Source organism: Treponema bryantii, from assembly GCF_900111035.1.
GTDB lineage: Bacteria > Spirochaetota > Spirochaetia > Treponematales > Treponemataceae > Treponema_D > Treponema_D bryantii_C.
Map to the genome: position 1 here is coordinate 1 of NZ_FOFU01000019.1, position 12709 is coordinate 12709.

Genomic DNA, 12709 nt, shown 5'->3' on the forward strand with positions numbered 1-12709 from the left:
CGCGAGACAGTTCGGTCCCTATCTGTTATGGGCGATGGAAGTTTGAGAGGAGCTGCTTTTAGTACGAGAGGACCGAAGTGGACGAACCTCTGGTTTACCAGTTATCCTGCCAAGGGTAAGTGCTGGGTATCTAAGTCCGGAAGGGATAACCGCTGAAAGCATCTAAGCGGGAAGCCCACCTCAAGATTAGACTTCCCTGGAACTTTAAGTTCCCTGAAGACTCCTGGGAGACTACCAGGTTGATAGGATGCAGGTGTAAGCGTCGTGAGGCGTTCAGCCGAGCATTACTAATAAGTCGTGAGACTTGGCCATATCATCGTTTCCGTTCAAAACGAACACTTCTGAATAATCCGTCCTGTGTGCACGAGAAATCGTCTTACACACTTCGTAACTCTGCATTGTTAATAATGCCGGTGGCCATAGTGGAGAGGTAATACCCGTTCCCATTCCGAACACGGAAGTCAAGCTCTCTTACGTTGATGATACTGGATTCGTTCCGGGAAAGTAGAAAGCCGCCGGCTTTTTTTTGTCTAATTTCATTTTGAGAAATCTTTACATTATTTGATATCCGGGAAATCTTTACCGGAACGAATCCAGGGACTGGATTTGATTCCGGGATAGTAGACCGTAAATCGGAGAGCCGTTAAAAACAAGGCTCCGGTGGAGCGTTGTTTAGGCTCATCCGATAATCCGGTCAGGAAAGCTGTGCTTTCCAAGCCGCCGGCTTTTTTTTGTCTAAGCCAGTTTTTACTGGCTTTTTTTATTTTTTTTTAAAGTTAAACGATAAATATTTAGGTAAAATACAATTTAAACTTGCTTTAAAAATAGTTAATGATAAACTTAAATTAACTTAAACATTAAAAGTATAATGGAGGTTTTTAATGAAAAAGTTAATTAAAGTATTGTCTACAGTGTTTGCACTAACAACTATCTTAACCTTTGCCGGCTGTTCAAAAAAAACTTCAGCTTCAAACACTTCAACTGGTGATTCCTTAAAATACGCTGATGTAGAACTTGGAAAAACAGGTACCAGCATTTCGGCTACAATCAAACTGCTTACACATCGAACAGATATGTTACAGGATTCTTACACTGGTGTAACTTTTGCAAAGTATCTTTCAGAATTTAACAAGCTTTATCCAAACATCAAAGTAGAAATCGAAGGTATTACTGATTATGCAAGTGTTTCTCTTCTTCGTCTTCAGGGTGGAGACTGGGGAGACATAATGATGATTCCTTCAATCGATAAGAAAGAACTTAAAAACTATTTTCTTTCTTTTGGTGATTTAGCAACTATGGAAAAGCAGATTAAGTTTGCTACTAACTGGGAATATGAAAACGAAGTATATGGTATTCCTTCAACAGGAAATGCTCAGGGTGTGCTTTACAATAAAAAAGTTTTCAAGCAGGCTGGAATCACAAAGCTTCCGGCTTCTACAGAAGAATTTATTTCCGATCTTAAGCTTATAAAAGAAAAAACAAATGCAATTCCTCTTTATACAAATTATGCAGCAGGCTGGACAATGGGGGCTTGGGATGCATATCTTGGCGGTTCAGCAACAGGTGATGCAGATTACATGAACAATATACTTCTTCATACAAAAAATCCATTCAAAAACTATGGTGATGGAACACATGCTTATGCAGTTTATAAGGTACTTTATGATGCTGCAGCAAATAAGCTTATTGAAGAGGATTATACAACTACAGACTGGGAAGGTTGTAAGGGAATGATTAACCGTGGCGAAATTGGAACTATGGTTCTTGGTTCATGGGCTTTCACACAGATGCAGGGTGCAGGTCCTAATCCGGATGATATCGGCTATATGTCTTTCCCAATTACAATAAAGGGTAAACAGTATGCTTCTGCAGGTCCAGACTACTGTTTTGGAATTAATGCCAAAGCTTCTGAAAATAACAGAAATGCAGCAATGATTTTTGTAAAATGGTTTACAGAAAAGTCTGGTTTTGCATATAACGAAGGTGGTATTCCAATTGCAGCAGAAGACAATAATTATCCGGCAGCTTATGCAGCCTTCTCTGCTAATAATGTAGAATTCGTTTCTGATAATCCTGCTGCGGCTGGCGAAGCAGATTTGTTCAATGCCCTTAATTCTGAATCTGAGTTGAATATTAATGCTGGTGGTAATCTTAAGGTTCAGCAGATTATTGAACATGCTGCAAACGGCACAAAGACTTTTGATGCAATTATGGATGAATGGAATAAGGCATGGTCTGATGCGCAGACAAGCGAAAATGTAGAAATAAAATACTAATAACTCACTTATGAACACATAACTGATGGAAAATCTGGCTGCGGCTGTTTTAGTGAGGGCGGCTGCAGCCTTCTTTTTAGATAAATATGAATATGAAAAAATTTAATATCCGTTATTCAAAATGGGCAGTAATACTGGCTTTTATAAGCATACCTTTGCTTCTCTTGTTTACTTTTACCTACCTGCCTTTTGGCGAAATGGTAACTTATAGCTTTTATAAAATGAAATACATTGGAGAACGCACTTTTGTTGGATTAAAGAATTATAAAGATTTATTCATAAGAGACGATATCTTCAATTCGTTAAAACTTTCTCTCTATTATATGGGTGGTTCAGTAGTTCAGCTGGTACTGGCCTTGCTGCTTGCTACTCTACTCAGTTTTAAAACCAGATTAGGAAATCTTTTTAAGGGAATTTTGTTTTTTCCTTTTTTAATAAATGGTATTGCAATCGGCTTTATATTTAAATTCTTTTTTACTCATGGTTTTGTATTTGATACTGTGCTTGGTTGGCTTGGCTTTCCTTTGGACAAGCTTCCTTACTGGCTTAAAACTCAGGGATTAAACAATGTTTCTCTGGTTGGAACCTCAGTATGGCGTTATCTCGGTCAAAACATGGTGCTTTTTATCGGAGCTATAATGTCTGTTGACTCAGAGCTTTATGAGGCTGCAGAACTGGATGGAGCTTCAAAAGTGCAGCAATTCTTCCATATCATACTTCCAAGTATAAAGACGATTGTAACTTTGAATATCATACTTTCTATTACAGGTTCCCTTAGTGCATTTGAGCCTCCTTTTGTTATTACAAAGGGTGCCAATGGAACTGGTACTTACTTTATCATTATGGATCAGGTTGCACATACAAGCCAAAAGGTTGGACTTGCTTCTGCAATGGCAGTCTTCCTGCTGCTTATCATTTTCATTGTAACAATTATACAGAAACTGGTTCTAAAATATGCTTTCCGCAATGCAGATACAGGAAATGGAAAGGGGGATATTTTATGATGATAGAAAATAAAGCGAGACGCGCTTCGATAATTCAGACAAGTCTTAAATATTTTATTCTTATATTCTTTGCCTTTTGGACTATACTGCCTCTGATATCCTGCATTATCACATCGTTGAAAAATGCAGATGAATATCAGTCTACTTCGGTAATGGTTCTGCCAAAGATCCTTTATTTCAAAAACTTTTTAGAGGCCTTTAATCTGGCAAATATGGGCAGGGCTTTTTTTAATTCCTTTGTAGTGCTTGTTTTTGTACTGGCAGGTTCTATCCTCATCAGTTCTCAACTTGCTTATATTTTAAACCGCTTCCGCTTTCCGGGTAATACCCTGATTCGCCGTCTTTTTCTTTTTGCAACTCTGCTTCCAGGTGTTGCCATGCAGGTTTCGGTATATTCCATTATGGGAAAGCTTGGGCTTATTAATCATCTTTATGGCTATATCATAATGATGATGGGAACCGATGTTATTTCCATCTATATATTTATTCAGTTTATGGAAAATATTTCTGTTTCTCTGGATGAATCTGCAATTATAGATGGGGCTTCATATTTTAAGATTTACTGGACTATTATTCTGCCACTGCTTAAGCCTGCTACAGTTACAAGTCTTATTCTAAAAGGAGTAGGCTGCTACAATGAGTATTACTGTGCAAACCTTTATCTGCAGGATATGAAGCTTCGTACAGTTGCTATTTCTCTCTATACTTTTACAGGGCCGCTTGGCAGTAAATACAATCTGATTTGTGCTGGTGTTATAATTTCTATGATTCCAGCCTTTATTGTATTTATTTTATGCCAGAAACAGATTTATTCAGGAATTACAAGCGGGGCAGTGAAAGGCTAGGATAGTACTTTCAGAAGTTCCTCATAATAATACTTATCATCAATTTTTTTGTTGCCGCAGGTGTGGCCGAGGCGGCGGTCACTGCGGATTTTTTCGCCGTGGAAGTCGCTGCCGGCGGTGATTATGAAGCCTATTTTACGTCCAAGTTCTTCAAGACGGAGGCATTCTGTAACTCTTGCACCTGGATGAAATGCTTCGATTCCAACAACACCTTTATCATAGCAATCTTTCAGCATATCCGGTAGTTTTCCCCATGAAAGATATAAAGACATAGGATGTGCAACTACAGGAACGCCGCCGCTTTCGCGGATTGCGACTATTGCTTCATCGAGGTTTGTGCAGATTCGTGGAACGTACCACTTGCGGCCGCGTGCGAGATATTGATCAAAGGCCTGCTGGCGGGTTTTTACTACTCCGTGTTTTACGAGTTCTGCGGCAAAATGAGGGCGACCGATTACAGTGCCCGGAAAATCTGTTTCGAGTTCTTCGAGTGTCAGCGGAACTCCGTCTTCGTTCATCTTTTCAATTATCTGTTTATTGCGGTCGAATCGGTTTTTAATTACATTTTCTACTATTATAATGAGGGATTTTGATGGTTCTTTAAGGCCGAGGCCTAAAAGGTGGAATTCTCCGGTTGGAAAGGTTATGTTGATTTCAATTCCGCCTACTACTGTTACACCAAGCTGTTTTCCTGCTTCACGCGCTTCTGAAAGGCCGGCTGTTGTATCGTGATCGGTTATTGCAATTACCTTTATGTTTTTTTCTGCGGCTTTCTGGATTATCTGAGCGGGTGTGTACTGTCCGTCTGATGCTGTGGTGTGAACGTGTAAATCTATCATAAGATTATAATAGCATTTTTTTTGGATGTGTGATACAATTATATAATAGTAGGAACACTATATTTAAAAGGGGTTGTATAAAAGTATGCCAAAAGCAATGCAATATACAAAAGGGTCTATCATCTATTTCGAGGGAGACCACGACGAGCGTATTTTCATCATGCAGCAGGGAGCAGTACTCTTAACGAGCACTGATATTGAATCTGGTCAGCCGGTTGCTGAACAGGTAAAAAGTGGTGAGTTTTTTGGTGTAAAATCTGCTCTTGGTCACTTCCGCCGCGAAGAAACAGCAACTGCTCTTGTTCCTACTGTAGCTGTTGCCCTTACAATCCAGGAATTTGAAATTCTTTTCAGCAATAACAAAGCTTTGATTATGAAAATGCTCCGCGTTTTCTCTAATCAGCTGCGTCAGATTCATAAAAAGACGGAATCAATCCTCAATAATATTCAGGAAGATCAGCAGACTGGTCTTCTTGCAGTTGCTAAGAGTTTTTATGATGAGGAACAGTTCCGTTCTGCCTGCGATGTTTACATGAAGTTCATGAAAAGATATCCGAACAGTCCGCAGATTGCAGAAGTTCAGAAAAAATATAATGATGCAAAACTCCGTGCTGATAAGCTTGCTGCGGTTAGCCGCGGTATTCCTGTTGATTACGATGATGATGGCGGAAATGCATCCCTTAAACTGTTCTCACTGCCGGCCTTTGAACGATTTGCCAAGACTTACGAGCCTGGGGAAGTCATTATTGCTGAGTATGAGCCGGGTGACTGCTTCTATTTGATTCAGAGTGGTCGTGTTCAACTTGTAAAGTGTGTTAATGGAAATAAAAAGAATCTTGACGTCTTGAAGCCAGGTGAATTCTTTGGTGAAATGGCGATTCTTGATAATTCAGCGCGTTCTGCTACCTGTATGGCTGCCGGAAAGGTAAAGTGTCTCGAGTTTAATAAAGAAAACTTTGAGCTCTTGATTACCGGAAACCCTCAGATGGCACTTTTGCTGCTTAAACTCTTCTGTAAGCGTATTTACGATCAGAAGCGCCGCTTTAGAATTCTTGTTATTAAGGATTTGCAGGCACGTATTGCAGATGTATTCCTTTTGCTTGATGAAATGAATCCTGTAATGAATGAGGCAGAAAAGCAGCGTCGCTTTAATGTTACTATTTCTGATGTTGCACACTGGGCTGGCCTTAGTCCTGAGGTTACACGCGATGAAATCAATAAGTATGTAGAACGCCGCAAGGTTGAAGTTTATGAAAATTATATGATTGTAAATAATATCAACGAAATGCGCCGAACTTACGACACCCGCGGTGGCGCCCGTGGAACAGGTCTTAACTAAATCTCACGAAAACTTTGCCGACTTAGCTCACCGGGTAGAGCAGCGCACTCGTAACGCGCAGGTAAACAGTTCGAGTCTGTTAGTCGGCTTATATGCTAAATAGATGAGTCCTGTTGAGAGTCATGTTTAGCAGATTAAATGCGCCATTTTATCGATGAAGCTAAACTGGCCCGCTGTTGCAGCCCAGTTTTTAACGCTTCTTCGATTGTAGGCGAGTTCGAGTCCGCAAGTCGGCTCAGCATTCTTACATAGAAAGGATGGAAAAGTTTATGGCACGAAAACTTCATAATATTTTAATTACTGGTGGTGCTGGGTTTATTGGTTCTAATTTTATTCACTATCTTTTTGGAATGTCTTCTGCAGAAGGAAATCTTTTTGATGATGCAAACTTTGATGGTACTGTAGTAAATGTAGACTGCCTTACTTATGCTGGAAATCTTGAAAGTCTTAAAGATATTGAAGACAAGTTCGGTGGTAAACGATATTTCTTTGAAAAGGTTGATATCTGCGACCGCCCTCAGATTGAGCGCATCTTTAAGCAGTATGATATTGATACTGTAATTCACTTTGCGGCAGAAAGCCACGTAGACCGTTCAATCCTCGGTCCTGAAGCTTTCATGAAAACAAATGTAATGGGAACTTTCACATTGCTTGATGTTGCACGCAATTACTGGAAGAAGGAAGATGAATCAATTCGCGATGACGTGCTCTTCCATCATATTTCTACAGACGAGGTTTACGGTTCTCTTGGTGAGACAGGCTATTTCCGTGAGGATACTCCTTATGATCCACGCAGTCCTTATTCTTCATCAAAGGCAAGTTCTGACCATGTTGTAATGGCTTATTTCCATACATATGGACTTCCAATTACTCTTTCTAACTGTACAAATAACTATGGTCCATACCAGTTCCCAGAGAAGCTTCTTCCTTTGATGATCAGCAATATCCGTGATGGAAAGAATCTTCCTGTTTATGGTAAGGGAGACAATATTCGCGACTGGATTTATGTAGAAGATCACAACCGCGCTGTATGGCTCATTGTAAACAAGGGTGTTACAGGTGAAAAATACAACATCGGTGGCGAAAACGAATGGCAGAATATCAAGCTGCTTCATAAGGTAATTGAGCTTACTGCAGCAGAAACCGGTAAAAAGGTTGAAGATGTAGAAAAGACAATCACTTATGTAAAGGATCGTCCTGGTCACGACAAACGTTATGCAATCGACTGTACAAAAATCAAGACACAGCTCGGCTGGGAACGCAAGATGACTTTCGAAGAGGGCTTGCAGGAAACTGTAAAGTGGTATCTTAAGAACTCAGACTGGATTAACCACATTCTCAGCGGCGATTATAAGAACTGGATCAATAAAAACTATACTGAACAGGGCCGATAAGGAGCGAACGTATGAAAGGAATTATTTTAGCCGGAGGATCTGGCACTCGTTTATATCCAATAACTAAGGCTGTTTCTAAGCAGATTCTGCCACTTTATGATAAACCAATGATTTATTATCCGCTTTCATGCCTTATGCTGGCTGGGATTCGTGAGGTGCTTATTATTTCTACACCACGTGACATCAGCTGCTTTAAGGAACTTTTTGGTGATGGCGCATGGCTTGGAATGAAGTTTGAATATGCCGTACAGGATAAGCCACGTGGACTTGCTGATGCATTTATTATTGGCAAAGAGTTCATTGGTAATGACAGCGTTGCCCTCGTCCTCGGCGATAATATCTTCTACGGACAGAGCTTTACTTCAACACTTCGCCGTGCCCGCGAAAAAGTTGAAAACGGAAACGGAAGCGTAATCTTCGGATACTTTGTAAAAGATCCTACAGCTTACGGTGTAGTAGAGTTTGATAAAGACGGCAAGGTGCTTGGAATTGAAGAAAAACCTGCAAAGCCTAAATCTAACTATGCAGTTCCAGGTCTTTATTTCTACAGCAATGCAGTAGTTGATATTGCTGCTAACGTAAAGCCTAGTGCACGTGGTGAAATCGAAATTACTTCTATAAATAATGAATATCTTAGTCGTGGTGAGCTTTCCGTAGAGCTTCTTGGACGTGGTATGGCATGGCTTGATACAGGAACTTATGACGGTCTTCTTGAAGCGTCTAACTTTATTGCAACAATCCAGAAACGTCAGGGAATGTATGTAAGTTGTATTGAAGAGATTGCATACCGCAATGGCTGGCTTTCTAAAGAGCAGATGCTTGAGCTTGCAAAGGGCTACAAGACAGACTACGGCCGCTACCTTGAATATATTGCAGAAAACTAGGAAATAATCATGGCATTTGAATTTAACACATGTCGTCTTGCTGATGGTACAGAAATAAAAGGGCTTTATGAGATACAGCCTAAAATCTTTGGCGATGCACGCGGATACTTTTTAGAAACTTACAGCGAACGTGATTTTTTTGCTGCGGGCCTTACAATGAAGTTTGTACAGGATAATCAGTCTAAATCATCCAAAGGCGTACTCCGTGGCCTTCATTTTCAGACACAGCATCCTCAGGGAAAACTTGTCCGTGCTCTTCAGGGTAAAGTATATGATGTGGCAGTAGACCTTCGTAAAGGTTCTGCAACATTTGGAAAATACTACGGTGTAATCCTTGATAGCGAAAAGCAGAATATGTTTTATATTCCCGAAGGTTTTGCACACGGTTTTTATGTTTTGAGCGAAGAGGCAATTTTTACCTATAAGTGTACAGATTTTTATGACCCGAAAGGCGAGGGCGGATTTATGTGGAATGACCCTGCAATTGGAATAGACTGGAAGGCTGTAGCACCGGATATTGAACCTCTGCTGTCTGAAAAAGATGGAAAGCACCCGGCGTTTAATCTCTCTGGCAATTATTTTGATAATAACGGGAAATGGCTCTGTAATTAAAATTTATAAAAAACTGTTATAAATCTAATTCTTATTGAACATAGGGGTTTTCTATTATAAAATACGCTTGGGTTAGGGGATAAAAAACGTATTTTAATAAAATGGAGAGAGCTATGAATCACAAAGGCGTGTTAAAGTTGCTCGCAACCCTTTTCTGTTTTGGAATTGGTTTTTCTGTTCTTTCAATTTTTGCTAACGTAGTAGTAAATCCAGAAAATTATTTTATTCTCTTTTTTGCAGTTCTTGTATTGGTATGTATTTTCTTTTTTAAAAGAGAAGATTATCTTAATTCTAAGAACAAAAAAACAGGCTTTTTAAAAGTTCGAGATCAGGAAATAATTATTGGAAAAGAATCCAATTTTAAGAAGGGAAAGAGTCTTTTCTTAAAGGTTAGTATTATAGCATTTTTAAACAAATAATTTTGATTTTTATTAAAAAAAATCAGAAATTTAATGTTTTCATGCTTGACATAAATGCGTATAAACTATAAGATAACAACACTTAATGGAGCGATACCAAAGCGGTCGTACTGGGGCGGTCTTGAAAACCGTTGATCTTCACGGGTCCGGGGGTTCGAATCCCTCTCGCTCCGCTAAAATGGAAGCGTGGTAGAGCGGTAATACAACGGATTGCTAATCCGTCACTTCCGTAAGGGGTGGGCAGGTTCAACTCCTGTCGCTTCCGAGAAAGCAGTTCTACTGCACAACATGATGAATGAGATTGTAGCTCAGCTGGATTAGAGCATCACCCTGCGGAGGTGAGGGTCGCACGTTCGAATCGTGTCAGTCTCAACTTAAAACCCGTATAGAACTACGGGTTTTTTCTTTTTAACATTATTTTTCCGTTTTAATTCCTTTTCTGAAAGATAGTTTTTTGCAATACGTACATCTTCAAGAGTAATATCGGCCCCCTTAAATGAAGTAAGCCCCATAAATTCTTTATTACTATCTGCACGTTCATAAATAATTTCAGCAGCTGTTTGGCGGTTTATTGCATAATGAAGCTTATTCTGTACCATTTTAAAAAAAGTAACAGATTCTTTTGATTTAGGATCATAGTCAGCACTTGTTGCATATAAATCTAAAACCTGACGGTACATTACTTTTTCTGAAGAACGAATATCACGGATACGGGCCAATAATTCTTTCCAATATTCTCCTCCTCCAGCTTCTTTCAGTCGTTCATCATCCATTGTAAAGCCTTTTCGAATATATTCGTTAAGACGTTTTGTAGCCCATTGACGAAACTGTGTTGCAATTTTAGATTTTATACGATAACCAAGGGAAATTATCATATCGAGATTGTAAAAGTCAACCTCACGTTCTACTATACGAGTTCCTTCATTTTGAACTGTTCGGAATTTCCGAACAGTTGCATCTTTTGTGAGTTCTTCTTCTTCAAAAATGTGTTTTATATGTTCGCTAACATTTGCTTTGCTCGATCCATATAAATCTACAAGTTGTGCCTGGGTAAGCCAGACTGTTTCCCCTTCAAAACGTACATCAACAGAGACCTTTTCATCTGTTGTTTTGAAAATTATAATTTCACTCATATTTGATACCTTTAGCATATTTAATATTTACTATATAAGTATATAGCACTTTCTGTTTTATATCAATGTTTTACTTTAAAATAGATTCTCTTATCCGTATCATTTTTTTATTCATTATATGTAGTATAGTTAGCTTTGAAGGAAAAAAATGTACGACTTTACAAAATCTCCAAATTATAAATGAAGAAAAAGAAGCTGATACTTTAGCTATGGATTTAATGTTTAGAAGTCAAGATGTAGATAATTTATTTCTACTGAATAATTTATATGGAGCTCTTCTTGCAGTTCTTTCATCCGCATTTGTTTGTAAGATTTCTGAAAATATAAAAGATCCAAAGCATCCTCTTTTACCAGACAGAGCTAGACTTCTTATTGAGAATGCCGTTTCTAAAGGGCTCCCTGAGAATGATGCAGAATATTTTTATCATTTATGTTCACAGACATTTGCTATGTTTTTAAGTCAGAAAAATAGAGTTCTTGATTCATATGACGCAAAAGATTCTTCCAGGAATTATTTCAATAGGATGGAAGATATTCTTGATGAATATATAACAAAATAAACCATTTGAAATAATAGCAATTAGAGAAGAGAAAAATGATAAATCTTATTTTTCTTAAATAATTGTATAATCCAGTAATTCAAAACTCTGAAAAATTTCAAAATCTTTTGGATTTGCTGTGATTATTGATGTGATGTTATTAGAAAGATAGCAGGAAGCCATCTGGGTGTCATTGATCCGGTTGCGGCCTAAGTTATACATATTCATCCATGCAAGAGTTCTTTTTAGAACTGTGTCGGTAGGATAGAGAACTGTTACTCTGTCTAGATCACACCAGAAATCGATTACATTAATTGCTTCTTTTATAGAGAAAGGATTTTCAAATTTTCTTGAGTCGGTTATGACATGTAAAAATTCGTTGAAGCAGTTATGATATATGGCAATCTGAATTGATTCGTCATTCGCAATTTTAGAATATAGAGCTCGTGCATTTTTATTTCTTGGAGAAGTCTGCCAGTATAAATCTATTAAAAAGCAAGAATCTATTCCAATCATAATTTGATTCTCCCGCTTGTAAAATCCTCTTTCCATGAATCATCCGAAAGAAAATCCTGAGCCCCGGCTTTTAGAGTCACTGTTCTGGAAAAATCAATGTCTTTCATGCTATTTTTTGTTTTAAAATGTTCATCTGCATAATCCTGCATTGCATTACGAATAAGTTCTGCAGTCTTACGCCCCTGCTTCTGCGCCTGAAGCTGATATTTTTCATATAATTGTGCTGAAACATATAAAGTTACAGGTTTAAGATTATATTGATATTGCATAATCTAATTATATGTATATAATATATGTATGTCAAGAAAAAGAATTCAGGGGATTTGAATGGAAAGAACCGTAAAAGAAACAATACATGCACAGGGGATAGAAATCGGAATCTATACAACAGATTTCGAAAATGAGTTTATTTCTCTTACAGATATTGCAAAATATAAAAGTGATGATCCGGCAGCAGTAATTCAAAACTGGATGCGTAATCGAGATGTAATTGAGTTTTTAGGATTATGGGAAACTTTGCATAATACAGGATTTAAACCCCTCGAATTGATATGTACCCCCTTTTCTGGACAAACAGAAAGGGGGTATTTTTATGCATCAACATTACTCGTATGAGTACAAAAGACACTGCGTTGAAATGTACAAACAAGGGTTTTGGGAAGAAACTCCAGAACATTTCAAAGATCCGCAAGATTTCCATAAGATGATTCGAAGATGGAAAAAGATAGAAGATGCCAATGGACCAGAGGCATTAAAAATCAAAACAAAGAAAAAGAAATGGAGAGCTTCAGAACGCTATGAACTTGTAGCACAAGTTCTTGCTGGTAATTCAATAAAAGAAGTTTCATGTAATGCAGGAATAGATTCAGGACAGTTATGTCAGTGGGTTAAAAAATATAAAACTAAAGG

Annotated in this window: 15 protein-coding genes, 4 tRNA genes and 2 rRNA genes; 17 read left to right on the forward strand and 4 right to left on the reverse strand. The window is 38.3% G+C overall.

Annotation, left to right across the window (positions count from 1 at the left end):
• From BMY21_RS15370 to BMY21_RS15390, 5 genes are all read left to right on the forward strand, one after another.
• Window positions 1-312: ribosomal RNA gene (locus tag BMY21_RS15370) — 23S ribosomal RNA — on the forward strand; the annotation flags it as partial.
• A gap of 97 nt (window positions 313-409) precedes the next feature.
• Window positions 410-521: ribosomal RNA gene (rrf, locus tag BMY21_RS15375) — 5S ribosomal RNA — on the forward strand.
• Between the two features lie 360 nt (window positions 522-881).
• Window positions 882-2276 carry an ABC transporter substrate-binding protein gene (locus BMY21_RS15380; protein WP_074645737.1) on the forward strand — a complete coding sequence of 465 codons (1395 nt, stop codon included), beginning with the start codon at window positions 882-884 and terminating at the stop codon, window positions 2274-2276.
• A gap of 92 nt (window positions 2277-2368) precedes the next feature.
• Complete coding sequence (locus tag BMY21_RS15385) at window positions 2369-3280, forward strand: carbohydrate ABC transporter permease (protein WP_218141071.1); 912 nt, start codon at window positions 2369-2371, stop codon at window positions 3278-3280.
• Complete coding sequence (locus tag BMY21_RS15390; protein WP_083379907.1) at window positions 3277-4125, forward strand: carbohydrate ABC transporter permease; 849 nt, start codon at window positions 3277-3279, stop codon at window positions 4123-4125. The genes BMY21_RS15385 and BMY21_RS15390 overlap by 4 nt, the downstream gene beginning before the upstream one ends.
• Here BMY21_RS15390 and BMY21_RS15395 read toward each other — a convergent pair.
• Complete coding sequence (locus BMY21_RS15395) at window positions 4122-4964, reverse strand: PHP domain-containing protein (protein ID WP_074645739.1); 843 nt, start codon at window positions 4962-4964, stop codon at window positions 4122-4124. The genes BMY21_RS15390 and BMY21_RS15395 overlap by 4 nt on opposite strands.
• 85 nt (window positions 4965-5049) lie before the next feature.
• Between BMY21_RS15395 and BMY21_RS15400 the strand changes: the two genes are divergently transcribed.
• The 9 genes from BMY21_RS15400 to BMY21_RS15440 all read left to right on the forward strand — a co-directional run bounded on the left by BMY21_RS15400 (window position 5050) and on the right by BMY21_RS15440 (window position 9984).
• The gene (locus tag BMY21_RS15400) at window positions 5050-6303 is read left to right on the forward strand and encodes a Crp/Fnr family transcriptional regulator (RefSeq protein ID WP_074645742.1); all 1254 of its coding nucleotides are present in this window, start codon (window positions 5050-5052) and stop codon (window positions 6301-6303) included.
• Between the two features lie 16 nt (window positions 6304-6319).
• Window positions 6320-6392, forward strand: a tRNA-Thr gene (locus BMY21_RS15405).
• 180 nt (window positions 6393-6572) lie between these two features.
• Window positions 6573-7697 (forward strand): dTDP-glucose 4,6-dehydratase, encoded by a 1125-nt coding sequence (rfbB, locus tag BMY21_RS15410; protein ID WP_074645744.1) that lies wholly within the window; start codon window positions 6573-6575, stop codon window positions 7695-7697.
• An 11-nt stretch (window positions 7698-7708) separates the two neighbouring features.
• The gene (gene rfbA, locus BMY21_RS15415; RefSeq protein ID WP_074645746.1) at window positions 7709-8581 is read left to right on the forward strand and encodes a glucose-1-phosphate thymidylyltransferase RfbA; all 873 of its coding nucleotides are present in this window, start codon (window positions 7709-7711) and stop codon (window positions 8579-8581) included.
• A gap of 9 nt (window positions 8582-8590) precedes the next feature.
• Entirely contained in the window at window positions 8591-9193 is a 603-nt protein-coding gene (gene rfbC, locus BMY21_RS15420; protein ID WP_074645748.1) for a dTDP-4-dehydrorhamnose 3,5-epimerase, read from the forward strand.
• A 113-nt stretch (window positions 9194-9306) separates the two neighbouring features.
• The gene (locus BMY21_RS15425; protein ID WP_074645750.1) at window positions 9307-9612 is read left to right on the forward strand and encodes a hypothetical protein; all 306 of its coding nucleotides are present in this window, start codon (window positions 9307-9309) and stop codon (window positions 9610-9612) included.
• An 87-nt stretch (window positions 9613-9699) separates the two neighbouring features.
• Window positions 9700-9785, forward strand: a tRNA-Ser gene (locus tag BMY21_RS15430).
• A 7-nt stretch (window positions 9786-9792) separates the two neighbouring features.
• Window positions 9793-9877 (forward strand) — tRNA-Ser (locus BMY21_RS15435).
• A gap of 32 nt (window positions 9878-9909) precedes the next feature.
• Window positions 9910-9984: transfer RNA gene (locus BMY21_RS15440), tRNA-Arg, on the forward strand.
• 2 nt (window positions 9985-9986) lie between these two features.
• Here BMY21_RS15440 and rhuM read toward each other — a convergent pair.
• The gene (gene rhuM / locus BMY21_RS15445) at window positions 9987-10745 is read right to left on the reverse strand and encodes a RhuM family protein (protein ID WP_074645753.1); all 759 of its coding nucleotides are present in this window, start codon (window positions 10743-10745) and stop codon (window positions 9987-9989) included.
• Window positions 10746-10810: 65 nt separating this feature from the next.
• Here rhuM and BMY21_RS15450 point away from each other — a divergent pair, with 65 nt between their 5' ends.
• Entirely contained in the window at window positions 10811-11305 is a 495-nt protein-coding gene (locus tag BMY21_RS15450) for a hypothetical protein (RefSeq protein WP_074645755.1), read from the forward strand.
• 54 nt (window positions 11306-11359) lie between these two features.
• Here the strand turns inward: BMY21_RS15450 and BMY21_RS15455 are convergent, their stop codons facing one another.
• Together BMY21_RS15455 and BMY21_RS15460 are read right to left on the reverse strand one after the other, a co-directional pair.
• A complete protein-coding gene (locus tag BMY21_RS15455) occupies window positions 11360-11800 on the reverse strand; it encodes a type II toxin-antitoxin system VapC family toxin (RefSeq protein WP_074645757.1) in 441 nt (146 codons plus the stop codon).
• Window positions 11797-12069: a hypothetical protein gene (locus BMY21_RS15460; RefSeq protein WP_074645759.1), complete on the reverse strand. Its 273-nt coding sequence runs from the start codon at window positions 12067-12069 to the stop codon at window positions 11797-11799. Before BMY21_RS15460 ends, BMY21_RS15455 begins: the two co-directional genes overlap by 4 nt.
• A 58-nt stretch (window positions 12070-12127) precedes the next feature.
• On the opposite strand from BMY21_RS15460, the gene BMY21_RS15465 reads away from it, so the two are divergent.
• Entirely contained in the window at window positions 12128-12415 is a 288-nt protein-coding gene (locus tag BMY21_RS15465; protein WP_083379910.1) for a KilA-N domain-containing protein, read from the forward strand.
• A partial coding sequence (locus BMY21_RS15470) for a helix-turn-helix domain-containing protein (protein WP_143064248.1) occupies window positions 12393-12709 on the forward strand: 317 nt, incomplete at its 3' end. The genes BMY21_RS15465 and BMY21_RS15470, both read left to right, overlap by 23 nt.